We start from the raw sequence: 26,533 nt of genomic DNA, 5'->3' as shown, positions 1-26,533 counted from the left end.
CATGTCGGGCCCGTTGCAGATCGGTCTTCTGGTTTTCCCGCGTGTCACCCAGCTCGATCTCACCGGGCCCGCCCAGGTCTTCTCCAGCCTGCCCGACGTGACGGTGCATCTGATCTGGAAACGCATCGAGCCCGTGCCGAGCGATTCCGTGATCGCGCTGACGCCGACCGTCACCTTCGCCGATTGCCCGCAGCTCGACGTGATCTGCGTCCCCGGCGGCTACGGCACCGACGAGCTGATGCTGGACGACGACGTCCTCGCGTTTCTGCGAAAGCAGGAGAGGGGCGCGAAATATTTGACGTCGGTCTGTACCGGCTCACTCGTGCTCGGTGCGGCCGGTCTGCTGAAGGGATATCGCGCGGCCACGCACTGGACGGCGAGGGATGCGCTGCCGTTGTTCGGAGCCGAGCTGTCGCTGGAGAGGGTCTGCATCGATCGCAATCGCATGACCGGCGGCGGCATCACCGCCGGTATCGATTTCGCGCTCACCCTGGTGTCGATGTTGCGAGGCCGTGATGCGGCGGAGATGATCCAGCTGCGCATGGAGTACAATCCCGCACCGCCCTTTGCCGCCGGCTCGCCGGACACGGCGCCCGCCGCAATCGTCGCCGCCATGAAGGAACGGGTTGCGCCTGCGCAGGCGCGGCGGCTGGAGTTCGTCAGGAAGGCCGTCCAGCGGCAGGGATAGCGAGGCAGCTTCGACCGGCCGAGCCGCCGCGGGAATCGGTGCACGGTGCGCTGTCGGCGAGGGGACATCGATCGATCATCGCCGACATGCCGTCGCGATGTCACAGCGGAGGGGGCAATGGCGCCTTGTCGTGTTGGAGAATTGCTATCGTCGCGCGGCTGGCTTTGCCGCATGAGCTTCGGCCTCATCCTGGCGCTGGGTTCGGCAGCGCTGGCGGAGCGAAGTGCGGCTGCCGACTTCTCCGGCGGCGTCGTCAGGATCGGCATTGTCAACGATCAATCCGGACCGCTGTCGGACCTGGCCGGGCCCGGCTCCGTCATCGCCGCAAAGTTGGCCGTCGAGGATTTCCAGAAGGCGACCCCGGACATCAAGGTGGAGATCATCGTCGCCGACCATCAGAACAAGCCGGACATAGGGGCCCAGATCGTTCGCAAATGGTTCGACGTTGACGGCGTCGACATGGTCGCCGACGTCGGCAATTCGGCGGTGGCTCTCGCCATCCAGTCGATTGCGCGCGACAAGAACAAGATCGTCATCTATTCGGCGGTCGGCACCACCGAGATCGGCGGCAAGCAATGTTCGCGCACCGGCCTGATGTGGCTGCACGACAATTACAACCTGGTCGCCGGATCGGTCCGAAAGCTGGTGTCGCAAGGCTACGACAGCTGGTTCTTCATCGCGGCCGACTACGCGTTCGGACGCAATATGGTGGAAGTGTCCCAGCGTGTGCTTGCGGAAGGAAAGGCAAAGTCGCTTGGTGCCGTCTTTCATCCGCTCGGAAATGCCGATTACGGCTCCTTCCTGCTGCAAGCCCAGGCCTCGAAGGCCAAGGTCGTCGCCTTTGCCAATGCCGGTGAGCAGCTCGTGACCGTGATGAAGCAATGGCACGAGTTCGGCATGAACGTCGGGACGCAGAAACCGGTCGCCGAGCTGATGTTCCTGACCGACGTGCACGCCATGGGCGTCGAAACCGCCAAGGGGCTGACGACCGTGACCGCCTGGTACTGGGCCCTGAACGAGGAGACGCGCGCGTTCGGCGAGAGATTCTACAAGCTCCACAAGGCCATGCCGACCGCGCCGCAGGCCGCCGTCTATTCCGCGGTGCTGCAATATCTGAGAGCGGCTGCGGCAACTGGAACGGACGAGACCAACGCGGTGCTCGACAAGATGCGCGCGATGCCGGTCGACGATTTCTACGCCCGCGGCGCGCGGCTGCGCGCCGACAACAAGCTGGTGCACGATTTCTATCTCGTCGAGGTCAAGAAGCCCGCGGACGTGAAGACGCCCTGGGACTATTACAACGTCGTCGAGAAGATACCTGCCGCGGACGCCTTCATGCCGCTGAGCGAGAGCGAATGCCCGTTGCTCAAGACGTCACGAAACTAGCATAAGGACAGGGCGGGCGGCCGGCCCCGTCAGCCATATTCCTCGCCGATGCCGTATTCCCGGTAGATCTGCAGCGGGTCGAGGTCGGGAAACAGGCGGCATTTGGCCTGGGCGAGGTGCAGGCTCACTGCCGCGGGCTCCTTGCCGTTCGCGAGCATCTTGCGGATGTCGTCCATATGCGCGTTCGGCTGGTGCTTCGGTTCGAGCTGCTCCAGCGCGACTAGGGCGGTCGCGAGGGCCTCGGTCAGAACCCAATCGTCGTGGCCGGTGATTCCCTTCTTCGGCATCGGCGGACCCCGGATGTGGCTGCAACGTCCAGTCTATCGCGACTTCCGCCAAATCGCCATTGAGAGGTCGCGGGCGCGCTGCAAGGCATCTCCGGCTTGCATTATGGCGACGTGTGGCTAAAAGGCGGCGACATGCAGTATCTTTGTTGAAACAAAGTTGGCGTAGACGGGCCGTCTCAACCCAGCCCCCGGTCTGGGTCCCGATCCCGCATTCGCAGCACCATCCGGCTGCGTACCCTTCAAGGCCCGAGCCAGCATGGTTTTCCTCAGCTTCGTCTATCGCTTCTTCACCAACTTCGCGTTCATGGCGGTGGTCTATTTCAGCCTGAACTTCATGGAGAAGTATCCCAACCGGGCGATCCTTGCGATCCTGGTGCTGGTCTATGCCGCGATGCGCGCCGCCTCGACGCTGCGCGCGTTCTACTTCTTCCAGAAGATCGAGAAGCTGGAAGCGGAGACGCGGCGCCTTCAGGGCCCGATCAATGACGGTTCCGGAGGAACGAACGCGCGCAAGCAGGTGATCGCCGACGTTGCCCGGATGCGCCGCGACGGCGAGCTCAAATCCTATATGGATCTGTTCTTCCTGGCGCTGATCGTGCTGCTCTGCGTCGCCGCCATCATGCGGCAGTGAGGGTTTAAGCGCGCTTCTTCGCGCTGGTGGCGACGCGGGTCGAGCGCGGCGTCGCGCTCTTGGCCGGCGCGGCAGGCTTTGGCGCGGCCGCTGCCGCATGCGCGATGTGCCGGCCCTGGAGCCTGGCTACCTTACCCTTTGCCGTCTTGCCCCTGGCCGCATGCGGCGTCTCGGCGGCCATTGCCAGCCGCGCCGCGGCACGCCGCGACAATGTCGTCGACAGCAGCACCTCGACCGAGCCTTCCGGAATCGCAAACAGGGCGCGGCCGGGCACGGGCAGGGCGGATGCGACGTCTAATTGCCCCTTGGTCCGGCGCGGCAGCAGCGGCTGATGCCCGGTCTGCGCATTGAGGTCGGCGAGCGCGGGCGCCGGAAGCGTCCTGGTCTGCGTGAACACGAAGCTCGGAACGGAAGGCCAGCGCGCGATAGGCACGGTCTCGGTCGGCGGATGCAGCAGCCATTCCACCGGCGTGGTCGGCGTCGCCGGCCGCTCGGGGGTCGCCGGTACAACATGGACGATGCGATAGCCGCGCGCCTTGAGGTCGCGGATGATTTTTGGCAGCGCCGCGACCGTGCGGGCCTGGATGTCGTGCAGCAGCAAGATGCCCTTGCCCTTGGCCTCCAGTCGCTGGATCGCGAGCTGATAGACGCGGTCGGACGACACATGGCGCCAGTCGTCGGCCGGGAAGTCGGCGCTCCACACCTGGATGCCGCGCGAGATCAGATAGTCCTCGACGCCCTCGGCGCGCATCAGGCCGGGAATGCGGAAGAACGGCGCCAGCTTGGACGGATCGGTCATCGCGGCCGAGGTCCACTCGATGCCGCCGTTGATCTCGGGTTCGAATTTTTCGGCCGGCATCCGGTTGAAGGTCAGCGGATGGTTCATGCTGTGGGTGCCGACGGTGTGGCCCGCCGCCACCAGCTTGCGCACGCCTTCGGGGTTCGCCTTGGCCTGGCTGCCGATGATGAAGAAGGTCGCCTTGATGCACTCGTCGTCGAGCATCTTGAGGACCTGATTGGAATATTTCGGCAGCGGACCATCGTCGAAGGTCAGGACGACCTCATGGTCCTTCAGGGGCAGCGTCTCGCGGTACTGCATGGTGCCGATCCGCGGATGCTCGCGCGGATCGACCACCAGGGTGCGGGAGGTCCCGAGCGCGTCGGGATGGCCGGGACAGTCGGCCGCAAGCGCCGCCGGTGCACCGACCGTCAGGAATCCGAGGCAAAGGACGATCCACGATCGCGTCCGCAGGACAACGCCACTTCCGATCATGAACCCGTCTGCCTCATACGCGATTGCCGCCATAGTAGGTCGGAGACAGCAGGAAACGGTTCAGGCACCAAGAGCCTTTCCCATTGCAAAGTCCCATTCCATTTGCATCGGGTAGCATGAACGGAGTGTTAATAGGGCTCGGATCACCCCATTTTGCGCCGGCGTGACTTTCCGGCATCAGCGCGCATCGGCATTCTTCTGAGGCGCGCCGGCCGGCACGATGTGGACCACCCGATATCCGTTCTCCCTCAGATACCGCAGGAAGGCAGGCATGATCGCGGCGGTCCGCGCCTTGGGGTCGTGAAACAGGATGATGCCCTTGCCGGCCGCCGCAAGGCGCTCCGTGACCAGCTTCAGTTCCTGCTCCGGCGTCATCTCGTTCCAGTCGCTGGCCCAGAGGTCGGCGCCGAATACCACGATGCCGCGCGACTGGAGCAGGTCGAGCTGCGCTTGCGTCGCATCGAAATAGGGGAAGCGGAAGAACGGCGTCGAGGGCGTCGTCGTCGAGGTGCCGTGCAGCGCCATCTCGTCGGCCGCGATGCCGCGGTCGATCTCGCTCTTGGCCTTGTCGAACGGGATCCGCGCCATGAACGGATGCGAGAAGGTGTGGTGGCCGATGGTGTGGCCCTCGCGGGCGATGCGCTTGACCATGTCCGGCTGCTGGCTGGCGTGCAGGCCGATCAGGAAGAAGGTCGCACGCACGCATTCCTGCGCCAGCGCCGCCAGCACCTTCGACGTCGTCGGCGGGTTCGGTCCGTCGTCGAAGGTCAGCACGACCTCGTGATCGGCGAGTGGCAGCGTCTGCGGAAAGCTCTTCAGGCCCACGCGCGGCGTGGTCCTGGCATCGACGCTCAGCACGCGCGAGGTGCCGAGCGCGTCCTTGCGCGGACACTCGGCGGCCACGGCCGAAGCGATGCCGATCAAGGTAGCGAGGGCTGCGCCCGATGACATCGAGGTCCACCTCCGTCGAAGCATCTTTGTCATTGCGCTCGGCTTTGCCTTGTGGGTATTGCCTGACCGTCAGCTCAGGCCACCAGATCCAACCTGTCAAACGGCGAGGCGCACCATGGATGAACATATGGACGGTGCCCCGACCGCTGCGGATTCGGTACTCGACCACGTGCCGATGCGCAATGAAGACGGCGATATCAGGCACGAATTCGTCGAGGAAATCGCCCGTGCGATCGAGGCCGGCGACAGCGCCTCGCTACGCGCCTGCGTCGCCGAGCTGCACGAGGCCGATCTCGGCGATCTCATCGGCGCGCTCGAGCCCGACGACCGGGTCCGCCTGGTCGAGCTGACCGGGCGCGATTTCGACTTCTCCGCACTGAACGAGCTCGACGAGGGCGTACGCGAGGACATCCTCGAGGAACTGCCGCCGGAGACCGTCGCGGAAGGCGTTCGCGAGCTCGAATCCGACGACGCGGTGGAGCTGCTCGAAACCCTCGACCAGGCGGATCAGGAGGAGATCCTCGAGAAGCTGCCGCTCAAGGAGCGTGTCGCGCTCGAACGCAGCCTGCTGTATCCGGAGAACTCGGCCGGACGCCGGATGCAGAACGAGTTCATCGCGGTGCCCCAGGATTTCACGGTGGGCCAGGCGATCGACTACATGCGCGAGACGCCGGATCTGCCGGACCGCTTCTACGAGATCTACGTCGTCGACAAGGATCAGCACTGGCAGGGTGCGGTCTCGCTCGACGTGCTGCTGCGGGCGCGCCGCCCGGTGCCGCTCACCGAACTGACCGACGAGGACCGCCGACGCGTCTCCGTCCTGGAGGACCAGGAGGAGGTGGCGCGCATGTTCGGCAAGTACAATCTCGTCGCCGCGCCCGTGCTCGACACCCAGGACCGCCTCGTCGGAGTCATCACCGTCGACGACGTCGTCGACGTCATCGAGGAGGAGGCGGAGGAGGACCTCAAGGCGCTCGGCGGCGTCACCAGCGACGAAGAATTGTCAGACACCGTGTTCACCATTGCGCGCGCGCGGTTCAACTGGCTGCTGGTCAATCTCGCCACCGCCTTCCTGGCGTCCTCCGTGCTCGGCCTGTTCGAGGGGCAGCTGGAGAAGATGGTCGCGCTCGCCGTGCTGGCGCCGATCGTCGCGAGCCAGGGCGGCAATGCCGCCACCCAGACCATGACGGTCGCGGTGCGGGCTTTGGCGACGCGCGAACTCGGCGCTTCCAACGCCTGGCGCGTGGTGATGCGCGAAGGCATGGTCGGTCTCGTCAACGGGCTCGCCTTTGCCGTGATCACGGGGATCGCGGCGGTAGCCTGGTTCAAGATCCCGGGCCTCGGCATCGTCATCGGGCTTGCGATTATCGTCAACCTCGTCGCCGGCGCGCTCGGCGGCATCCTGATCCCGATGGCGCTCGAACGCGTCAGGGCCGATCCGGCGGTGGCGTCGGGGACATTCGTCACCACGGTGACGGATGTGGTCGGGTTCTTCTCGTTCCTCGGGATCGCAACGCTCTGGTTCGGGCTGAGGTAGGTCTCACCCCACCGTCATTCCGGGGCGCGCCACTTGGCGCGAGCCCGGAATCCATTTGTCGACGTACTCCGGTTCACGATGGATTCCGGGCTCGCGCTCCGCGCGCTCCGGAATGACGCCAACTATCTTTAATCCCACCTTAAGCGACCTGCCGCATCATCGCCCGCGCTTGGGGGACTGGACATGCGGTTGCGGCTGAAGGCGGACGGACGGGTCGTCGAGATGCGGGACGGACAGGAATTTCCGGTCCAGCCGTCTCCGGTCGAGCCCACGGTCGCTGCCGCTCCGGCCGATACTTCTTCGCTCGCGGTGCGCGATCTGCGCCGCCGCGCCTGCCTGACCCAGATGGAGTTCGCCGCCAAGCTCGGCGTTCCCGTCGAGACCATCCGCAATTGGGAACAGGGCAAGCGCGCTCCGCGGGGACCGGCCCGCGCGCTGCTCGCGGTGATCGCGCACGCCCCGGATACGGTGTTCCAGGCGCTCGCCAAAGCCTGACGCCAAAGCCCTGACGTTGAGGGCTGCCAGGCCCGACGCGAACCTCCCGTTAGCATTGCGGCAAATATCCCGCTGAACTGCCGCGGCCTTCCGTTGGCAGCGTCGTGGGCCGGGTCCATAATGAGGCCTGATGATGTCAGGGGCTGCGCAACAGAAAAGGAGCCCTCATGCTGTTCGTCGAGGCCAATGGCGCACGGATCCCGGCGATCGGGCTCGGGACCTGGGAGCTGAGCGGAAGACCTGCCGCCCGCGTGGTCGAGCAGGCGCTGCGGCTCGGCTATCGCCACATCGACACCGCGCAGGCCTACGACAATGAACGCGAGGTCGGCGACGGCTTGCGCGCCTCGGGCGTGCGCCGCGACGATGTCTTCCTCACCACCAAGGTCTGGACCACCCATTTCGCGCCGCACGATCTCGAGCGCTCGGTCAAGGAGAGCCTGGCTCGCTTACGGCTTCCCTCCGTCGATCTGTTGCTGCTGCACTGGCCCAATTCGCACGTGCCGCTGGCGGAGACGCTAGGCGCGCTGTCGCATGCGAAGACGATGGGGCTGACCCGTCACATCGGCGTCTCCAATTTCACGGTGGCGCTGATCGAGCAGGCGGTCGCGCTGTCGCCGGAGCCGCTGGTCTGCAACCAGGTCGAGTATCACCCCTATCTCGACCAGTCGAAGGTGAGGGCGGCCTGCGACCAGCACGGGCTTGCACTCGTCGCCTACAGCCCGATCGCCAGAGGACGCATCAAGTCGGATCAGACGCTCGGCGAGATCGGACGCGCCCACCACAAGTCGCCGGCACAGGTCTGCCTGCGCTGGCTGGTGCAGCAGAACGTCGCTGCGATCCCGCGCACCTCGCGCGTCGAACGCCTGTCCGAGAACATCGAGATCTTCGATTTCGAGCTGTCGGAAGACGAGATGAGCCGGATCGCCGCGCTCGCCAGTCCGAAGGGCCGGCTGACCGACTTCGGCTTCGCACCAAAATGGGATTGAGAGGGAGCTGGGGTATGCTAGGACCGCGACGGCAACCCAAGATCGGTCGATGGAACTGCGGAAGATCATACGGACGGACATTGCGGCGTCAGCAATCGCGCATCTGACGCTGGTGGCGCTGATCATCGTGATCAGCGAGGTCCATCCGTTTCGCAGCCAGCAGCCGGAGGCCGTGACCGTCGACATCGTCACGCCGGAGCAGGTGAAGGAAGAGATCAAGCAGCAGGGGGCGAAGGAGGCGGCCAAGGAGAAGCCGCCGGAGCCCGAGTTCAAGCTGCCGAAGCTGGATGTCACCGACAAGGCAGACCCAGCGCCGAAGCCCGCGGACAAGCCGCAGGCTTCGCCGCAATCGTCGCAGCAGCCGGCGCAGCAGAAGCAGCCGCAGCCCGCGCAGACGCCTAAGCCGCGCGAGGCCGCCGCGCAGCCGCAACAGTCCCCGCCGCAACAGCAGCCGCCGCAGCAACAACAGCCTCAGCCGCTGCCGCAACCGCCTCAGGCGATGCCGCAGCCGGAGGCACAGCAACCGCCGCCCCAGTCCGCGCCACCGCCGGCCTATCAGGCTGCGCAACCTGACGTCACCGTCAAGTACGGCGTCATGCTAGGCCTGCCGCCGGAATTGCCGCCGGAGCTGCCGAAGGAATCCCCCAAGGACGATGGCGGCGATGCCAAGGATTCGATCGCAGCCAAGTTGCCGGCTGAAGTCATCGCCGAGCTTCGTCGCCATTTGCGCAGCTGTGCGAAATTGCCGGCCGGACTAAGCCCCACCGACGCCGTTCGCATCAAGCTGCGCGCGGTGTTTGCGACCGACGGCACGCTGGCGCGCGAGCCGATCCTGATCGAGGCGCCGCCGTCCGCGAAAGGCGTGGCGCTCATGAAGTCCGCCATGAGCGCGCTCCAGGACTGCCAGCCTTACAAGATGCTGCCGGCCAATCTGTACGGCGAATGGAAGGTCATGGACCTGCCGTTCAGCCCGCGCGATTTCGGCGGGTAGCTCCCGTAGCCCGGGTGAGCGCAGCGATACCCGGGACAGTGCCCGTCGAAATCCCGGGTATCGTTCCGCTCACCCGGGCTACGGCACCGCGCCTGTGTCGCCCTCTGTCAATCCACGCGCGCAAAAATATTCCACTTTACCGAAATTCGGTTTCGGCGTATGTGTCGTCCATCCCGGCTCACCCAAGAGGGGCGACGTGTCGTCGTCATGTTCGCGAGCCGGGGTTGCGGTGGACGCGGCAGCGTCGGCATGAGAGGTGCGGGCAGGGCGGGTAGTCCCTGTGAGTCCGTAACCGCGTGCGGACGACGGCGCTGCTAGGCTTCGTCTCGCTCGTAAGTTTCCGGCTCTGTCGACGGAGCTCGGGAATACTGCGGCGACATGGCGGGCCGTGCGTACGGCAAAACCGTGTGGTCCTGGCCGTCGTTGCCACGGTCAAGTCTTTCGCGAAGGTGCGAGCGAGCCCAACCGGGCAGACTGCATCATCCAAATTCGCGGGGCGAGGGAGGCCAGAAGGAATGGTCGGCTCCCGGGAGATCACGGCATAAGCCGTCCAGCCACTGCGCAGGGAAGGCCGAGTGATCGGCGACACCTGTATGCTGCTGTGCGGTCTTTTTTGCGCGTGCATTTCGCGCAGCGGACCGCGGGTGCCAGCCGGCACCCGGCCTTCCCTGTGCCCTCTTGGATTGAGGGTCGAGCGATGAAGCAAAGCTCGGGCGAAATGCGCCGCGAGAACGAGAAGCCGTGTCTGCAAGCCGAACTGCCTGCCACAAGCCGAATCTCGTAGGGTGGGCAAAGCGCAGCGTGCCCACGCCTTGTTGCTCATGGAGGGAGATGGTGGGCACGGCGCTGGCGCCTTTGCCCACCCTACGGCACCGCCGCTGGGATCTGCACTCGCGTATTGCAATGACGATGTGGAGAACACGTGCGCGACGGACGCCTCAATGACCGCGCTTCATTCCCGCATCGCCATCCGCCACCTCCGGCGCCATCGCCGCCCATGCGCTGGACGCGAACTGCCGCCGCCACGTCACCACCACCACGGCGGCCGTGGTCACAAACAGCAGCCAGGGGCTGACGAACCAGCCGAGATAGCCGAGCGCGAAGAAAAAAGCGCGCTGGCCGCGGTTGAAATGGCGGCCGGCGGATTCGAACAGGCGTGCCGTGCGGATAACATGGGCCTCGGCCTCCGGTGTGTCGCGCCGCTCGGCCGGCGGCATGCCGCCGAACAGGATCGCGACATAGTTGAACAGGCGATAGGCCCAGGCGAATTTGAAGAAGGCATAGACGCAGATCAGCACGAGGCCGACGCATTTCAGCTCCCACATCGCCGGCGAAGTGCTGAGGTCGATCGGCAGCTTGCTCAAAATCATGATGGCGTCGTTGGTGGCGTGCAGCAGCGCCAGCGCGCCGCCGAGCGCGATCAGGCTGGTCGAGGCGAAGAAGGCGGTTCCGCTCTGCAGCGAGGCCATGATCTGCATGTCCACCATGCGCGTCTCACGATCGAGCAGCCGGCGCACCCAGACCTCGCGATAGCGGTTCATGCGCGCCGACAGGCTGTCGCGGCCGTAGGCCGAATGCTCAAGCGTCAAGGCATAGACCAGCCATTCGATGATGAAGAAGCCGACGGCGGTGATGTCGACCCAATGCCTGCTCATGTCTGTCTCATGTCCGTCTCTTGGCGAGGACGGCAACGATTGCCACGCACGGCGGGGCGCAGCAACGATTGATTGGCGGCAGGCGATGGCGTTAAAAGCGGCTCGCTCCAGCACGTTTCGGGAAGGACTGATGACATGGCTGCGCTGAAACTCGCGATCGGCAACAAGAACTACTCGTCATGGTCGATGCGGCCCTGGCTCGCGCTTCGCGCCAACGACATCCCGTTCGTGGAGACGCTGATCCCGCTCTACACCGACGACCCCGCGGACAAGGAGCAGATCCTGTCCTTCAGCCGTGCCGGCAAGGTGCCGGTGCTGGTCGACGGCGACGTCACGGTGTGGGACTCGCTTGCCATCATCGAATACATCGCCGAGCGCTATCCCGAAGTGAAGCTGTGGCCCGACGATGTCGCCGCGCGCGCGCATGCCCGGTCGGTTTGCGCCGAGATGCATTCCGGATTCGTGCCCCTGCGCAATGAATGCGGCATGAACCTGCACCGGCCGATCCGGCCCGTGGCGCTGTCGGCCGACGCCAAGGCCAACGTCGCGCGTATCGAGGAGATCTGGCGCGAATGCCGCACGCGCTACGGTGCCAAGGGTCCATTCCTGTTCGGCCGCTTCGGCGCGGCGGACGCGATGTACGCGCCGGTGGTGCACCGCCTGCGCACCTATGCGATCGACGTCGCGCCCGACACCACGGCCTACATGGAGACGATGATGGCGCTGCCGGCGTTCCAGGAATGGACCCGCGACGGGCTGGCCGAAACCCTCGTCATCGCGAAGTTCGAGGACGCCTGACTGCCGGTTCCGAACGAGGCCGCTGGCTGTGTGCCCGCTGGCGGCGCTCGGGTTCCAGACATCGACGGTGCCATGGGATACCCGGGCTGCGACCGGCCCTGCGACATGCCGCCTGAACATGCGGCCCCCGACGGTATCATCGGCCCGCCGGTTGCATCCCTATCATTATGAAAAGACTGCAGGATTTGCGCGTTTGCCATGCTGGCATCGCACTGGCCAAAACGGCTGGCTGCGTGCTATACAGCACGTGGGTTTCTAGTCGGCCGTCGCAGTGGGACCATGGGCGAGGCAGGCGCTGTTTGAGTGATGGAGAGGGTGTTGAAGCACAAATTTCCGATTGGAACGCGCGTTTTGTTCACGGCAAGCAACGTCGCGCGCCCAGCTGCCAGCGGCTCGTACGAGGTCATCCGCCTGCTGCCGACCGACGGCGACGACTGCCAGTACCGGATCAAGAGCTCGACCGAAGCCTTCGAACGCGTCGCCAAGGAAAGCCAGCTCGCGCTCTCCTGAAGACTGACGCCCCCCGCGCATTCGCGCCTCCTGCGGAAATTGTGTTCTGCCGCCGTCAAAAGGCCAGCTTCACCTTCGCAAGCTGGGCGTGGGGGCAGTTGCCGACTCGCGGTGCTCGCTTGACCATTTGCTCTCTGCTCGCGTGAGGGGACGTCGCGCATGAACTGGGCTTGGGCCACTTCGCTCGACCAAATCTGGCGCTCGCCGGCCTTTCCGATGTGGATGACGCTGGCGGCTGCGGGATTCTTCGGATTGATCCTGCTGATCACGCTGTCGCGCGCCGACAGGTCGATCGCCAATGGTGCGCTGACGGTGATCACGCTGCTGTCCATCGCGATCGCCGGAGCGGCCACCATGCGCGTCTACGGACCGTCGGGGCAGGACGCGCCGACCGAGGCGCGCGCGCAAAACAACACGGTCATCGCGAGCCTGCCGGCTCTGTCCTGTCTCGACGATCTCGCCGGCGATACGGTCGCCATTGGTTGCGAGAAGGCCCTGTTCGGCTCGCCGGATGCCGCGGCTGCGGCCGTCTCCTATACCGCGGCCCGAATCGACCGGCTGACCGCGCTCGGTGACGCCGCGACCGCCGAGAAGAGCCTGACGACGGACATGAAAGTGCTGCGCAAGGCGCTGGAGCGCGATCGCTACGGCCTCGTGGCGCAGGTGCTGGTCGTGCGGGACGGCTGCACGCAGTTCGACTGCGCCGCGTTCCGCTCGCTGACCGACCAGCAGCAGGTTGCCGCCAACATGGATTCCCATCTCTACGACACGCTGGTCGCGCGCCATGCGCCGACCTGGAACGCGCCTGCAACGGTGCCGATGCCGGCCACTGCCGCGCTCGCCGGGCTGCCGCCCTCGATGCCGACGGGCAAGCCGACCAGCGCTGAGTTCCCGAGCGCCGCGTCGACACCGCCGGTGAGCATCATGAATCCGGAGCCCACCGCGACGACGCGTCAGGCGGCGCCGGCACCGCGCGCGCCGGCAGCCGCTTCGGCACAAGCCGCCGCGCCGGCCGCGAAGAAGCCGCCGGCTCCGAAGGCTGCGCGTGCCCCTGCGGCACCGGTTCCGCTCGCACCGCCGCCGGCGTCGGTTGCGGCTCCCGCGGCTGCGGATAACGAGTAGATCGGCATTCCAAATGCGGTGCTGCCCGGCTAATGCTTGGGCATGCCGCTACATCTGATCAAGCTCGCCGTTGGCTGCGAATCCGTCAAGGAATTGAAGGAGTGGATCGCCGAACGGATGCAGACCGCCAAGAAGAAGGGTCTGCCGCAACATCACATCCACATCACCCGCATGGTGCCCAAGCGCGACGCCGAGATCCTCGCGGGCGGGTCGCTCTACTGGGTGATCAAGGGCGAGATCGCCGCGCGGGAAAAAATCATCGGCATCGAGCCGTTCCGCGACAAGGACGGCATCGGGCGCTGCCGCATCGTGATGCAGCCGAAGGTCGTCTCGGTGTCGCCGCGGCCGATGCGTCCGTTCCAGGGCTGGCGCTATCTCACTGATGATTCCGTGCCGACCGATCTCGGCAAATCCGCCGCCGGCTCCATCGCGGCGATGCCGGAGCCGATGCGGCGCGAATTGCGCGATCTCGGGCTGCTCTAGACCGCGATATTGTCGATCAGCCGGGTCGTGCCCAGCTTGGCCGCGACCAGGATCCGCAGCGGGCCGTCCTTGCGTGAAGTGACCGGCGCCAGCGTCTCGGCATGGCGCGCCTCGTAATAATCGAGCGCAAAGCCGGCTGCCTCGATCGTCGCGGCGCCGCGCCTCATGGCCGACGCGACCGCTTCGCCGGCACGGATGCGGCCGGCGCTGTCCTTCATGGCACGGTAGAGGACGGCGGCGGTCTGCCGCTCCTCGGGCGACAGATAGACGTTGCGCGAGGACATAGCGAGCCCGTCGCGCTCGCGCACGGTGCGGGAGCCGACGACCTTCACCCCGAGGTCGAGGTCCCGCGCCATCTGCGTCACCACCCGCAACTGCTGAAAATCCTTTTCGCCGAAGATCGCGAAGTCCGGCCGGACTTGCGTGAACAGCTTGCCGACCACGGTGGCGACGCCGCCGAAGAAGTGCGGGCGGAATCGGTCCTCGAGGCCGGCGAGCGCCGGTCCCTCCGGCACGATTCGCGTGGCGAAGCCCTCCGGATACATCGCCGCGATGCCGGGGTGCCAGACGATATCGACGTCCTCGGCCGCGAGCTTGGCGATGTCGGCCTTCCAGGTGCGCGGATAGTTGCCGAAATCCTCGGTCGGGGCGAACTGGGTCGGGTTGACGAAGATCGAGACCACGACGCGGCTGGCGCGCCGCTTGGCGAGGCGGACGAGAGACACATGCCCGTCATGGAGGGCCCCCATGGTCGGCACCAGCGCGATGGTGGCCTTTCGCTTGCGGAGATTGTCGACAGCGCGGCGCAAGGTCGGGACCGTGCGGGTGATCAAGGGGCTTGCTGACATCAGGACTCGACAGGGTTTTAGAATCGGCGCGCCATGACCTGGCGCCAGGGCGACTAACCTTAACAAGCGGCGATCGTGGACGCCATGCATCCCGATGCGGCACAGCATCCCGCATGGTCGCGCACGGCTTCGCGGCATTGTGGTCTGGATTACACACGAAGATTGGCGCTGCTATTCATGATCAAGAACGGCGCAGCACGATTTGCATGACCTGTCACGCATTTCACTTGACCGCAGACGCGGCCAACTCGAAGATATTCACTTGAGGTGTTGAGGATCGCCATGCTTGTGCAGGCTAGCCAAGGCCAATCCGGCTCGGCGCATGTGGTCGTGCTCGGCAACGAGAAGGGCGGCTCCGGCAAGTCGACCACCGCCCTGCACATCGCCGTTGCGCTCCTCAAGGCCGGCCAGCGCGTCGCCACCATCGACCTCGACTGTCGTCAGCAGAGCTTCACGCACTACATCGGCAACCGTGCCGCCTGGGCGCGACGCACCGGGCTCGGGCTCGAGTTGCCGACGCACCGCTGCATCAAGCTCGGCGAGACCATGCAGGTCGCCGAGAACGAGAACTCCGAGTTCCAGCAATTCATGGAGGCCGTCTCGGCGGTCGAGAGCAGCTTCGACTTCATCGTCATCGATACGCCGGGCACCGACAGCTACCTCATGCGCCTCGCACACTCGATGGCCGACACGCTGGTCACGCCGATCAACGACAGCTTCCTGGATTTCGACGTGCTCGGCACCGTCGATCCCGCCACCTACGCGGTGACGGGCGAGAGCCATTACGCCGAGATGGTGCGCGACGTCAGGCGCAAGCGCCGCCAACTCGATGGCGCGACCACCGACTGGATCGTCGTGCGCAATCGGCTGTCCATGCTCGGCTCGCGCAACAAGCAGCTGGTCGCCGAGGGGTTGAAGGATCTGTCGCTGCGGCTCGGCTTCCGCTACGTCGACGGCTTCGCCGAACGCGTCGTCTATCGCGAATTTTTCCCGCGCGGCCTGACCGCCCTCGATGAGATCGACGAGGCTACGCTCGGCATGCGGCCCAATCTCGGCCATCTCACCGCGCGGGAGGAGGTGACGAGCCTGCTCCGCCAGCTCAAGCTGCCGCTGGATGAGCGCGGCCGCCGTCGCGCCGCCAATCGGGCCGAGTGGTTCAACCAGGTCGACAAGCCGCTCGAAGTCCACGACATCCTCGGCGCCTGAGACGGCGGTATATCACTACTTCCGATCGACCTGAGGGCCGGGTTCTCGCGGGAACTGAGGCTGCGTTCGGCCGTTTTCACCTTACGTTGACCCTGAAATTGAACCCAATCGAGACCGGTTGCGTCGGATGGTGACGTGCACCCTGAAATAACTTGGCGAGGATGGGGTGCCCAGAAAACGTGTGCGCCGCACAACGAAAGGGCTGCAGGTTCACAATATTTAGCCTTCCTGTCACGCGCCTGTGACATATATTAGCGATAGGCGACAAGGGGCCAAAGAGCTCCGGAAGAACACGATTTTCAACAGGGATTCAGGCCGAAGCGCCTGAGGCTGAGGACGAAAATGAAGCGTGGAATTGCCGTTCTGGTTTCCGTCAGTGCTCTCTGCGGCATCGCCTATTTCACGGCGAGCAAGTGGGCCATCAAGCACGAGACCATCACCTTCTACGACGCCTCGCGCGATAATCGCCCGGTGCCCGTGCAAATCGCGGTGCGCCGCGACAAGGAGATGCAGGCCAATGCCGGCATGATCACGCTGCCGGTCGCAGTGATCAATCACGGCAACACCGTCAAGAACACCGAGTACGGCTTCCTCGCCAACATCTTCGCTGCGCGCGGCTACATGGTCCTGAGCCCGCAGCACGATCTGCCGACCGATCCTCCGATGGTGACCAAGCCCGGCGAGCTCTACGTCGGCCGCCTGCCGCAGATCCTGCGCGGCGTCGCCAACATCCATCTCGCCGTGCAGGAGATGAAGAAGGTTCAGCCCAACGCCGACTACGACAAGGTCACGATGGTTGGCCATTCCATGGGCGGCGACATCACGATGTATTTCGCCAAGCAGTATCCGGATGAGGTCAAGAAGGTCGTCACGCTCGACAATCTGCGCGTGCCCTTCGTCACCGCCGGCAAGTTCAAGATCCTGTCGTTCCGCTCGCACGATCCGCAGTTCAAGACCGATGCAGGCGTGATTCCGACCGACGAGGAATGCGAGAAGGCGGGCATCCAGGTCGTGAAGACCGAATTCCAGCACAACGACATGCGCGACACCGGTCCGGATGTCGCCAAGAGCTCGATCCAGGGCATGCTCGACAAATTCCTGAGCGCGACCGACAGCGAGGTTGGACCGGTCGATACGCATTCGTCGCCGCCGAAAATCCTCGAGCCCGGTCCGGTCGCCTTGATGGCGCCTGCCAAGAGCTGACGCCTTCTCCCGACGGCGCCCCCATCGTCAGTCACGATCTGCAAAGCCCCCGCCAGCCTCTGCCGGCGGGGGCTTTGCACATTGACCGGGCTGTTTGCGCTAACCACATTAACCGCCCACGCAGGGTCAAGGGATGTCGGGAGAACCCATCAAACCGCGCAGCGGCGATGCCGTCTCGGCGCAAGCAGGCCGCGCGGTGCCGCAGGCCGGAACGTCGACTGCGGAAGACATCGCCGCCTTCGTGGCCAAGGCGCATGCGCTGTCGCCGCATGCGCCGGGGGCGAAGGGGCGGCTGATCTTCGCGCTGGATGCGACGATGAGCCGGCAGCCGACCTGGGACATGGCCTGCGCGCTGCAGGCCGACATGTTTCGTGAGACCGCCGCGCTTGGCAGTCTCGACATCCGGCTGGTCTATTATCGCGGCTTCAGCGAGTGTCGCGCCACCGGGTGGATCTCCGACAGCACCAGGCTTGCGGCGTTGATGAGCAAGATCGATTGCCGCGGCGGCGACACCCAGATCGGCAAGGTGCTGACCGAAGCGCGGCGCGAGGCGGTCGCATCGGGCGTGCGCGCCGTCGTCTTCGTCGGCGATGCCATGGAGGAGAAGGTCGACGAGCTCTGCGCCAAGGCCGGCGAGCTCGGCATGCTCAACGTGCCCGTGTTCGTGTTTCAGGAGGGGCATGACGCCGTCGCCGAGCAGGCCTTTCGCGAGATCGCGCGCCTGACCGGCGGTGCCTGGTGCCGGTTCGATCCGGGCGCTGCAGCGCAGTTGCGCGAGCTGCTGCGGGCTGCTGCGGCCTATGCCGCCGGCGGTCGCGAGGCCCTGTTGAAGCTGGCGAAGACCGCGAGCGGAGCGGCCAGGCTGATCGGCCAGATGAAGTAGCGCTCGGGCGTCGCGGCCGGGCGTATGCCATGCATTTTGCCGCGAGGGCGACTATATTCCGGTCATGACCCTGATTGCCGGCGCTATCGCAATTATCACGCTCTACTTGCTGCTCCAGATGTTCCGCTCGGCCAACCCGGCGGCGCTGGCGCGCGCGGTCAAATTCGGCGGCGGCGTGGTGGCGCTGGCGGTCGCAGCCTTCACGGGGCTGAAGGGCGAACTGGTGGTAGCGATCCCGCTCGGGATTTTCGGCGCCGGGCTGCTGGGCTGGACGCCGCTGGCAAATGCCAGTTTCGGCAATGTCGGGGGGCTGTTCGGCGGCGGCGCTGCGCCCGCGTCAGGGCAATCCTCGCGCGTGCGCTCGCAATTCCTGGATATGCGGCTCGACCACGGCTCCGGCCAGCTCGGCGGGCAGATCGTCGTCGGGCCTCACGCCGGGCGCGATCTCGGCGAGTTCGATCTCGCCAGCCTGCTGGCCATGGTCCCGACGTTCGATGCCGAGAGCGTAGCCTTACTTGAAAGCTATCTGGACCGCCGGTTTCCCGCCTGGCGTCAGAACGCGCAGGGCGACGCGGCAGGGGGGCAGCGCCGCCCGGCGGCGAGCGGCAAAATGACGGCGGAGGAGGCCTATCAGATCCTTGGCCTGCAGCCGGGGGCGGGGCGCGACGACATCAGCCGGGCCCACAAGTCCCTGATGAAGAAACTCCATCCCGACCAGGGGGGGTCGAACTACCTGGCTGCCCGTGTAAACGAGGCCAAGGATACTCTGCTTCGCACGCATAACGGCTAACTCCGGCACCACGCTACAAACGCCCGTACCGCGTGAGCTCCGCTTGCTCTGTCTGCCGTCGCCCTGACACCCGCCTTGTCGGCGTGGTTGATCTCTTGCGTAAAGTTTTAACCGTAAATCCTTGACGAGAGGTTGTCGCGGAACTGAGTTCTCACGAACCGCTCTGGGCATCACCGCATCCCCAAAACAAAAATGCCCGCGCAGGGCGCGGGCATTTGATCGGAGGGTTGCGAAAGATCAGTTGCGGACGGTCATGCAGGAGATCTCGGCGCGCTTCAGGGTGCGGCAGACCGCTTCGGCCTGGTCGCGATCGAGCCCGGCGAAGCGGGCGCGGTAGAGCTTGCGGTTGTCCTTGGCGACGACAGGCTCGGTGAACGGATCGGCCTTGCTGAGCAGGCCGCGGGCCGAACTGCGCGCGGCGTCGATGCGCTGCTGGGCCTCGTTCTCGCTCTCGAGCGCACCGACCTGGACGATCCAGCCGCTGTGGGTGACCACCGGCTTGGTGGTGGCGCTCATCTGGATCGACATCGGATCGGCGGAGGCGAGCTTCGGAGCGGACGGGACGGGCGCGGCGGCCGTTGCGGCCGGCAGCACCCCGAGGATGCCGTTGCCGGTGCCGAAGCCCGTCGGCTGACGCGGCAACTCGGTGCGGGCCATCTCGGCCTTCGGCGCTTCCGACTGGCTGACGATTTCGGGCTTGTTGATGAGATCGGCCCGGGCGACGACGGCGCCGGAGGTTTCCGCGACGTCGGACCGGGTCGGAATGGCGTTGGTGATCGGCGGGGCGACCTGAGCGGAGGCGGCGGAGGCGATCTTCACGGCGCCGCCCTTGACCTGAACCGTCTTGACCCGAACCGGCTTCATCGGCTCGGACGAGCCGGGGATGATGGAGAGCGGCTGGCTCGAGATCACGCCGTTGGTGAGCGGCGCCGGCTCGATCCTGGATTCCGTCGCCCGGACTTCGGGCTTGATCGGGGCCGGCGGCACCGCGGCCGTCGCAGCCGCGAGCGTCGACAGCCGTGCGGCGAGACGCGACTGAGCGGATTCAGGAGCAGGGGCAGAAGCGGCCTGAACCTGCGGGACCGGACGGGCCGGCGCAGGCGAAGCGTCGGCGATTTCCGTGCTGGCGTCAGCGCCGTTGCGCTCCGTGACCGCGGCGACGGTGTGGGTGGTCGCGCCCTTCTCGAGGTTCTCCGCGAGCAGGTTGCGCATGATCGCATCACGCGAGCCGCCGCTGCGGCCGCCGAGCACGACACCGATCAGATGACGGTTGCCGCGGCGCATCGAGGTCACGAGATTGAAGCCGGAGGCGCGGGTGTAGCCGGTCTTGATGCCGTCCACGCCCTCGACACTGCCGAGCAGGTGATTGTGGTTGCGGATCGACTGTCCGCGCCAGTTGAACGTCGAGGTCGCGAAATAGCGATAGTAACGCGGGAAGCGCTCCTGGATGGCGCGGCCGAGCGTGGCCTGGTCGCGCGCGGTCGTCACCTGCTCGTCGTTGGGAAGGCCGTTGGCGTTGCGGTACACCGTCTTGGACATGCCGAGCGAGCGCGCCTTGCGCGTCATCATCTGGGCGAAGTCGTCTTCGTCGCCGCCGATCGCTTCCGCGATCACGACGGCTGCGTCGTTGGCGGAGCGGGTGACGAGACCCTTGATCGCGTCCTCGACGCGAATGGTCTGGCCGGCGCGCAAGTTCAGCTTGGTCGGATCCTGATCGGCGGCGTGCTGGGACACCGGCATCTCGGTGTCGAGCTTCATCTTCCCGGACTCGAGACGCTCGAACAGCAGATAGAGCGTCATGATCTTGGTGAGCGAGGCGGGGTGGCGGATCCCGTCCGGGCTGGTCGCCTGCAGCACCGCGCCGGAATTGCCGTCGACGATGATGGACGCGAATTTCGGGCTGGAACTCTCGGACACATCGCGCTGCACCCGGTGGTGCGCGTAATGGCGGCGATGACGCCGCGCCTCGGCGGCATCAGTGGTGAAGATGACCGCGGTGGTGACCGTAAGAAGCCCGAAAACGCCAACCCGCGCCAAGCGCGAGGAAGACAAGTTTTTACGAAGCATGGAACCCCGTCCCCGTTTCTCAACTGATCACCGGCTCGTGAGGCGAAATTGTGCCCAATGGACCCGGGATCATTACCTGCTCAGGCTGTCCGTCCGCTGGTGTTCGCCGCGGGGGACGTTGGGCCTGAACCGCTATTCTGGCTAAGGTGATGTTCTCAAACGGCTTTTGACCGTCTGCGGAAGCTGAACACGTCCAGGAATCAGGGTAGGGGCCCGGAGTTTCCAAAAGCTTAAAGAACCCTTGCGGGAAACCCCGGGAATTTCCGCGATTTGCGTCGAATTTTGTGCGACGCACAAATTTATTGACTTTTTTGTGCGTTGCACTAATTGTGGGCAGAGTCAGGGAGCCGGGGCTTCCCGACGCGAGCCAGGGAAAAGGATTCCGAAATGTTCAAGGTTGAAGACTTTCAGAGCTACGGGAAAGAGCACTTCGAGCAGTACGTCGCCTCCGCGACCTCGGTGCAGCACGGCCTCCAGGCGATCGCCAGCGCCTATGGCGACTATACGAAGAAGTCGTTCGAAGACACCAAGTCCTTCGTCGAGAAGCTTTCCGGCGTGAAGTCGCTGGACAAGGCCATGGAAGCGCAGACCGATTTCGCCCGTTCCGCCTACGAGACCTTCGTTGCGGAATCGCAGAAGATCGCCGGCCTCTACAGCGACCTCGCCAAGCAGGCGTTCAAGCCGGTCGAGACCATCGTGTCGAAGTTCACCCCGGCCGCTCAGTAATTTTTTCAGGACGTCCTGGAATCGAAAAGCCCGGCTGAACCAGCCGGGCTTTTTATTTGCACGCGGTCGATCCGTCAGCGCGCCACGCGCAGCTTCGACAGCGATGTGCCGATGTCCTTGAACACCGAAACGGTCTGGCTGGCCGACGTCACGAGATAGAACTTGTCGGCACTGCTGGCGCAATATTGCAGCACGCTCGAGGTCGGATCGCCGCCGGTGTTGACCTGGACCGAGTAGATCGTGATGTTGCTGGGTTGGGCCTTGGCGTTGTCGCAGAGCTTCTTCTGTCGCGCGTCGATCTGCGAGGCGTTGCTGTACCAGCGGTTCTGCGTGTTGAGACCGTCGGAGAGCAGCACGATTGCGTCCTTGTAGGTGTAGTTGGTGTCCTTGGCCGGCGCGTTCATGGGATCGCCGGTCGAGAGCGTCATCCAGCCCCAGGCCAGGCCGATGCCCTGGTTGGTGTTGCCGGTGGGCTTCATGGCGTCGATCCGGGTCTTGAGTGCGGACCAGTCGTAGCTCAGCGGCATAACCGGCTGCAGATAGGCCGAACTGCCGGTGTTGCAGTAGGAGTACTGCTCCGCCGGGAACAGCGTGCCGACATTGCCGCTGGTCGGCGTGGTGTTCTTGGTGTCGTAATCCTGGTCGCGGTCGGTCACGCATCCGTTCCAGGTGTTGTGGTTGGCCGGCTTCCAGCTTGTGCATTGTCCCCAGTAGTTTTTCGCGTTGCAGGTGCCGTTGGCCGCATCCCAATCGCTGAAATCGATCCACGATTTGTTGTAGTTGCTAGCGCCGACATTGACGTCCTTCGCGAAGGGGACGATCGAGATGTAGACGTCGCCGGTATTCTTGGCGAGCGTGCTGAGCTGGTCGACGAGGTTTTTCGCGGCCGTCTGCATCGCCGCCATCTTGCCGTCCTGGGCCATCGACCCGGTGTTGTCGAGCACCAGGGCCACGCGCATTCGCGTCAGGCCCCACGCGCTGGTGGAGCTGGTGTCGATGCCGAGTGTCGGAAAGCCGGCGATCTTCATGAAGCTGGTCGTGTAAGTGCCGGTTCCGGTCAGCTGGATTGTCGAGCCGATGCTGGTGCTCGCGTTATAGGTGGCTCCGACGCTGACCGATGGCAGGGTCGTGGTGTTGGTGAACAGCGCATTGAAGTAGGTCTGCGCCTTGCTGCTGATCTGCGACGTCGTGATCGTGCCGGCCGACAGATCTCTGGAAAGCATCAGCGCGGTGGAGTCCAGGGCCGACTGCATGGAGGCGCGGGCCTGGGCGGCGCGGCTGTAGTCGATTGCGGCGCCGACGAAGCTCAGCACCGGGACCAGCGCGATGGCGAAGATCACGGCGATATTGCCTTGCTCGGCCGCTGCGAAGCGGGCGAATTGTCGACCAAGGCGGCTGACGAGCGGTAGGCGAGACATGACAATCCCCGAGATCGGTGTTTTGCCCGATTTCGCGCCACGCCATTGAACGGCAGGTAAACTCGACCGTAGAAAGCCGGAGGTACCGCGTGAAACCGTCGCATCCGGGTTAACAACCGCGGTTCCTAGTCAACAGGTTCTAAAGGCGCGGTGGCGAAATTTTTGTCAAATCGGTCCGGATTGTTTAACCTTGCTCCGATCGCCCGAACCGGGAATCGGGACCGCTATGGCCGCATCGGCCGGACCTCTGCAAGCTTGCGGCGAGCCGGGGGCAGGCCCATATTGCTGGCGAACGATCCGGTTTGGACCGGATTGTCGGGAGCGGCGATCCAACAAGGCGGCGCGCCTGCGACAGGCTCCGAAGGCGGAGTCGCGTGGCGACCGCCATTCGCTTCCATGGGGAATTTGAACGCCTGAGCCATGCCGCAATTGACTTCCAGACCCGACCCGTCCGCGCCAGCCGCTGCCGACGCTCCTCGCATGAGCAATGACGAGAACCGTTCGGGCACCCCCTCGGGTCCGAACACTTCGGTCATCACCAAGGTCAAGCCCAAGACCAAACGGCCGAACCTCTACCGCGTGCTGATCCTGAACGATGACTACACGCCGATGGAGTTCGTCGTCCACGTGCTGGAGAAGTTCTTCAACAAGGACATCGAGGCGGCGACCAAGATCATGCTGCACGTCCATCATCATGGCATCGGGGAGTGCGGCGTGTTCACCTACGAGATCGCCGAGACCAAGGTGACGCAGGTGATGGATTTCGCCCGCAAGCATCAGCATCCGTTGCAATGCGTGATGGAAAAGAAGTAGGGCGCCCTAGCGTATTCTTTGCGCTTGTCCTTGGCGCGTGTCCTTGAAGTGTGAAGCCGGCGCGCGTGTCGGCCGCAGTGTGATTGCCGCGTGATGCCGCCGCGCGACGTCCGTGAGTCGGCAAAACTACGGATTCTCCACCGGCGCCGATGCCGACCGAGATCGGAACGGGTTTTGCATCGAAAATACCGCAGGGCTGTCGCCTGCCGGAGTCGCGGAACCGGTCTTTCGCCGCGGTTTTGTATAACTATATGTGACAAAGGTTGTTGTTGCCTGACCGGGCGATGGCGATCATGATGGTGGGGGCCATAGAGGACGCGAATGCCGACTTTTTCTCAAAGCCTTGAACAATCCCTGCATCGTGCACTGGCGATCGCAAACGAGCGTCATCACCAATACGCGACGCTCGAGCATCTGTTGCTCTCCCTGATCGACGATTCCGATGCAGCCGCGGTCATGCGCGCCTGCAGCGTCGATCTCGACAAGCTCCGCACGAGCCTAGTCAATTATCTTGAGACCGAGTTCGAGAATCTGGTCACCGATGGCGCCGACGACGCCAAGCCGACCGCCGGCTTCCAGCGCGTGATCCAGCGCGCGGTGATCCACGTGCAATCCTCCGGTCGCGAAGAGGTGACCGGTGCCAACGTGCTGATCGCGATCTTCGCCGAACGCGAGAGCCACGCCGCGTACTTCCTGCAGGAGCAGGACATGACGCGCTATGACGCGGTCAACTACATCAGCCACGGCATCGCCAAGCGTCCGGGCGTCTCCGAGGCGCGGCCAGTGCGCGGCGTCGACGAGGAAACCGAAGCCAAGGGCGCCGAGGACACCAAGAAGAAGGGCGAGGCGCTCGAGACCTATTGCGTCAATCTCAACAAGAAGGCGCGCGACGGCAAGATCGATCCGGTGATCGGACGCAATTCCGAGATCAACCGCGCGATCCAGGTGCTTTGCCGCCGACAGAAGAACAACCCGTTGTTCGTCGGCGAAGCCGGCGTCGGCAAGACCGCGATCGCGGAGGGCCTCGCCAAGCGCATCGTCGACAGCGAGGTGCCGGAAGTACTGGCGGCCGCCACCGTGTTCTCGCTCGACATGGGCACTCTGCTCGCGGGCACGCGTTACCGCGGCGACTTCGAAGAGCGCTTGAAGCAGGTGCTGAAGGAGCTCGAGGCGCATCCCAACGCCATCCTGTTCATCGACGAGATCCACACCGTGATCGGTGCGGGCGCGACCTCGGGCGGGGCGATGGATGCCTCGAACCTGCTCAAGCCCGCGCTGGCCTCGGGCACGATCCGCTGCATGGGCTCGACCACCTACAAGGAATACCGCCAGCATTTCGAGAAGGACCGCGCGCTGGTGCGGCGATTCCAGAAGATCGACGTCAACGAGCCGACGGTCGAGGACGCGATCGCGATCCTCAAGGGCCTCAAGCCCTATTTCGAGGACTATCACCGGCTGAAGTACACCAACGAGGCGATCGAGGCTGCGGTGCAATTGTCCTCGCGCTACATCCACGACCGCAAGCTGCCGGACAAGGCGATCGACGTGATCGACGAGTCGGGTGCGGCGCAGATGCTGGTGGCCGAGAACAAGCGCAAGAAGACAATCGGCATCAAGGAGATCGAGACCACGATCGCCTCGATGGCGCGGATCCCGCCGAAGAGCGTGTCGAAGGACGATGCCGAGGTGCTCAAGCATCTCGAAACGACCCTGAAGCGCACCGTGTTCGGCCAGGACAGGGCGATCGAGTCGCTCGCGGCATCGATCAAACTGGCGCGCGCCGGCTTGCGTGAGCCGGAGAAGCCGATCGGCTGCTATTTGTTCTCGGGTCCGACCGGCGTCGGCAAGACCGAGGTTGCAAAGCAGCTCGCGGCAAGCCTCGGCGTCGAGCTGTTGCGCTTCGACATGTCCGAATACATGGAGCGTCACACGGTATCGCGCCTGATTGGCGCGCCTCCCGGCTATGTCGGCTTCGACCAGGGCGGCCTGTTGACCGACGGCGTCGACCAGCATCCGCATTGCGTGGTGCTGCTCGACGAAATCGAGAAGGCGCATCCCGACCTCTACAACGTGCTGCTGCAGATCATGGATCACGGCCGGCTCACCGACCACAACGGCAAGCAGGTCAATTTCCGCAACGTGATCCTGATTATGACCACGAACGCGGGCGCTTCCGATCTCGCCAAGCAGGCGTTCGGCTTCACGCGCTCCAAGCGGGAGGGCGACGACCACGAGGCGATCAACCGGCAGTTCGCGCCGGAATTCCGCAACCGCCTCGATGCCATCGTCTCGTTCGGCCATCTCAGCGTCGAGGTGATCGGCACCGTGGTCGAGAAGTTCGTGCTTCAGCTCGAAGCCCAGCTTGGCGATCGCGACGTCACCATCGAGCTGTCCGAACCCGCCAAGGCCTGGCTGGTCCAGCACGGTTACGACGAGCAGATGGGCGCACGTCCCATGGCCCGCGTGATCCAGGAGCACATCAAGAAGCCGTTGGCTGACGAGGTGCTGTTCGGCAAGCTCAAGGGCGGCGGCCACGTCCGCGTCATCCTGGCCAAGGACGAGGCCGACGAGACCAAGGACAAGATCGGCTTCGAATTCGTCGAGGGGCCGGTCACGCCGAAGCAGGAGAAGCTCCCCGGCGCCCGCAAGCGCCCGCCTGGCAAGTCCAAGCCGGGCGGCCCGAAGGGGCCGGCCTCCAAGGGCCCGCTGGTCAAGGCTTGATCGGCACCGAATTGAAAAAGGCCGGCTGAAAAGCCGGCCTTTTGTTTCTGAGGCTGTGCGTGATC

At 64.8% G+C, this 26,533-nt stretch carries 25 protein-coding genes; 18 read left to right on the top strand and 7 right to left on the bottom strand.

Features of this window, described 5'->3' with window-relative positions:
* Position 1 precedes the first annotated feature (1 nt).
* Positions 2-688 carry a DJ-1/PfpI family protein gene (locus tag CIT39_RS20450; RefSeq protein ID WP_094971881.1) on the top strand — a complete coding sequence of 229 codons (687 nt, stop codon included), beginning with the start codon at positions 2-4 and terminating at the stop codon, positions 686-688.
* Between the two features lie 171 nt (positions 689-859).
* On the top strand, positions 860-2,074 hold the full coding sequence (locus CIT39_RS20445) for an ABC transporter substrate-binding protein (RefSeq protein WP_094971880.1): 1,215 nt from the start codon (positions 860-862) through the stop codon (positions 2,072-2,074).
* Positions 2,075-2,103: 29 nt separating this feature from the next.
* Here the strand turns inward: CIT39_RS20445 and CIT39_RS20440 are convergent, their stop codons facing one another.
* On the bottom strand, positions 2,104-2,361 hold the full coding sequence (locus tag CIT39_RS20440) for a hypothetical protein (protein ID WP_162308596.1): 258 nt from the start codon (positions 2,359-2,361) through the stop codon (positions 2,104-2,106).
* Between the two features lie 256 nt (positions 2,362-2,617).
* Here CIT39_RS20440 and CIT39_RS20435 point away from each other — a divergent pair, with 256 nt between their 5' ends.
* Positions 2,618-2,992 (top strand): hypothetical protein, encoded by a 375-nt coding sequence (locus CIT39_RS20435; RefSeq protein WP_094971879.1) that lies wholly within the window; start codon positions 2,618-2,620, stop codon positions 2,990-2,992.
* 4 nt (positions 2,993-2,996) lie between these two features.
* On the opposite strand, the gene CIT39_RS20430 is transcribed toward CIT39_RS20435, so the two are convergent.
* The gene (locus tag CIT39_RS20430) at positions 2,997-4,265 is read right to left on the bottom strand and encodes a polysaccharide deacetylase family protein (protein ID WP_094972478.1); all 1,269 of its coding nucleotides are present in this window, start codon (positions 4,263-4,265) and stop codon (positions 2,997-2,999) included.
* 177 nt (positions 4,266-4,442) lie between these two features.
* A complete protein-coding gene (locus CIT39_RS20425; protein ID WP_162308595.1) occupies positions 4,443-5,216 on the bottom strand; it encodes a polysaccharide deacetylase family protein in 774 nt (257 codons plus the stop codon).
* A gap of 115 nt (positions 5,217-5,331) precedes the next feature.
* Between CIT39_RS20425 and mgtE the strand changes: the two genes are divergently transcribed.
* The 4 genes from mgtE (at position 5,332) to CIT39_RS20405 (ending at position 9,225) form a co-directional block, all read left to right on the top strand.
* A complete protein-coding gene (gene mgtE, locus CIT39_RS20420) occupies positions 5,332-6,753 on the top strand; it encodes a magnesium transporter (protein ID WP_094971877.1) in 1,422 nt (473 codons plus the stop codon).
* Positions 6,754-6,930: 177 nt separating this feature from the next.
* Positions 6,931-7,248, top strand: coding sequence for a helix-turn-helix domain-containing protein (locus CIT39_RS20415; RefSeq protein ID WP_094971876.1), 318 nt, complete (start codon positions 6,931-6,933; stop codon positions 7,246-7,248).
* Positions 7,249-7,415: 167 nt separating this feature from the next.
* Entirely contained in the window at positions 7,416-8,234 is an 819-nt protein-coding gene (locus CIT39_RS20410) for an aldo/keto reductase (RefSeq protein WP_094971875.1), read from the top strand.
* A 49-nt stretch (positions 8,235-8,283) separates the two neighbouring features.
* The gene (locus tag CIT39_RS20405) at positions 8,284-9,225 is read left to right on the top strand and encodes a hypothetical protein (RefSeq protein ID WP_094971874.1); all 942 of its coding nucleotides are present in this window, start codon (positions 8,284-8,286) and stop codon (positions 9,223-9,225) included.
* Positions 9,226-10,163: 938 nt separating this feature from the next.
* On the opposite strand, the gene CIT39_RS20400 is transcribed toward CIT39_RS20405, so the two are convergent.
* On the bottom strand, positions 10,164-10,880 hold the full coding sequence (locus CIT39_RS20400) for a DUF599 domain-containing protein (RefSeq protein WP_094977471.1): 717 nt from the start codon (positions 10,878-10,880) through the stop codon (positions 10,164-10,166).
* 135 nt (positions 10,881-11,015) lie between these two features.
* On the opposite strand from CIT39_RS20400, the gene CIT39_RS20395 reads away from it, so the two are divergent.
* The 4 genes from CIT39_RS20395 to CIT39_RS20380 all read left to right on the top strand — a co-directional run bounded on the left by CIT39_RS20395 (position 11,016) and on the right by CIT39_RS20380 (position 13,793).
* Entirely contained in the window at positions 11,016-11,678 is a 663-nt protein-coding gene (locus CIT39_RS20395) for a glutathione S-transferase family protein (protein ID WP_094977472.1), read from the top strand.
* Between the two features lie 306 nt (positions 11,679-11,984).
* Positions 11,985-12,188 (top strand): hypothetical protein, encoded by a 204-nt coding sequence (locus CIT39_RS20390; RefSeq protein ID WP_018321158.1) that lies wholly within the window; start codon positions 11,985-11,987, stop codon positions 12,186-12,188.
* Between the two features lie 159 nt (positions 12,189-12,347).
* A complete protein-coding gene (locus CIT39_RS20385; protein ID WP_094977473.1) occupies positions 12,348-13,310 on the top strand; it encodes a hypothetical protein in 963 nt (320 codons plus the stop codon).
* Positions 13,311-13,352: 42 nt separating this feature from the next.
* Positions 13,353-13,793, top strand: coding sequence for a DUF1489 family protein (locus CIT39_RS20380; protein ID WP_094977474.1), 441 nt, complete (start codon positions 13,353-13,355; stop codon positions 13,791-13,793).
* Here CIT39_RS20380 and panC read toward each other — a convergent pair.
* Positions 13,790-14,641, bottom strand: coding sequence for a pantoate--beta-alanine ligase (gene panC, locus CIT39_RS20375; protein WP_094977475.1), 852 nt, complete (start codon positions 14,639-14,641; stop codon positions 13,790-13,792). The genes CIT39_RS20380 and panC overlap by 4 nt on opposite strands.
* A 282-nt stretch (positions 14,642-14,923) precedes the next feature.
* Between panC and CIT39_RS20370 the strand changes: the two genes are divergently transcribed.
* From CIT39_RS20370 to CIT39_RS20355, 4 genes are all read left to right on the top strand, one after another.
* On the top strand, positions 14,924-15,847 hold the full coding sequence (locus CIT39_RS20370) for a division plane positioning ATPase MipZ (RefSeq protein WP_094977476.1): 924 nt from the start codon (positions 14,924-14,926) through the stop codon (positions 15,845-15,847).
* A gap of 342 nt (positions 15,848-16,189) precedes the next feature.
* Positions 16,190-17,050, top strand: a complete 861-nt coding sequence (locus tag CIT39_RS20365) for an alpha/beta fold hydrolase (RefSeq protein ID WP_094977477.1) — start codon at positions 16,190-16,192, stop codon at positions 17,048-17,050.
* A 133-nt stretch (positions 17,051-17,183) separates the two neighbouring features.
* Positions 17,184-17,933, top strand: a complete 750-nt coding sequence (locus CIT39_RS20360) for a vWA domain-containing protein (RefSeq protein ID WP_094977478.1) — start codon at positions 17,184-17,186, stop codon at positions 17,931-17,933.
* A gap of 64 nt (positions 17,934-17,997) precedes the next feature.
* Complete coding sequence (locus tag CIT39_RS20355) at positions 17,998-18,723, top strand: DnaJ domain-containing protein (protein WP_094977479.1); 726 nt, start codon at positions 17,998-18,000, stop codon at positions 18,721-18,723.
* Positions 18,724-18,960: 237 nt separating this feature from the next.
* Here CIT39_RS20355 and CIT39_RS20350 read toward each other — a convergent pair whose 3' ends face one another.
* Positions 18,961-20,790, bottom strand: coding sequence for a D-alanyl-D-alanine carboxypeptidase (locus CIT39_RS20350; protein WP_094977480.1), 1,830 nt, complete (start codon positions 20,788-20,790; stop codon positions 18,961-18,963).
* Between the two features lie 387 nt (positions 20,791-21,177).
* Between CIT39_RS20350 and CIT39_RS20345 the strand changes: the two genes are divergently transcribed.
* Positions 21,178-21,516, top strand: a complete 339-nt coding sequence (locus CIT39_RS20345; protein ID WP_094977481.1) for a phasin family protein — start codon at positions 21,178-21,180, stop codon at positions 21,514-21,516.
* 74 nt (positions 21,517-21,590) lie between these two features.
* Here CIT39_RS20345 and CIT39_RS20340 read toward each other — a convergent pair whose 3' ends face one another.
* A complete protein-coding gene (locus CIT39_RS20340) occupies positions 21,591-22,934 on the bottom strand; it encodes a TadE/TadG family type IV pilus assembly protein (protein WP_094977482.1) in 1,344 nt (447 codons plus the stop codon).
* A 480-nt stretch (positions 22,935-23,414) separates the two neighbouring features.
* On the opposite strand from CIT39_RS20340, the gene clpS reads away from it, so the two are divergent.
* Complete coding sequence (clpS, locus tag CIT39_RS20335; RefSeq protein ID WP_063194953.1) at positions 23,415-23,747, top strand: ATP-dependent Clp protease adapter ClpS; 333 nt, start codon at positions 23,415-23,417, stop codon at positions 23,745-23,747.
* 321 nt (positions 23,748-24,068) lie between these two features.
* Positions 24,069-26,468, top strand: coding sequence for an ATP-dependent Clp protease ATP-binding subunit ClpA (gene clpA, locus CIT39_RS20330; protein ID WP_094977484.1), 2,400 nt, complete (start codon positions 24,069-24,071; stop codon positions 26,466-26,468).
* Positions 26,469-26,533 lie beyond the last annotated feature (65 nt).

The organism is Bradyrhizobium symbiodeficiens (assembly GCF_002266465.3).
Classification (GTDB): Bacteria; Pseudomonadota; Alphaproteobacteria; order Rhizobiales; family Xanthobacteraceae; genus Bradyrhizobium; species Bradyrhizobium symbiodeficiens.
The sequence above is the reverse complement of the archived record's forward strand: the minus strand, read 5'-3'. Positions and strand labels throughout refer to the sequence as shown.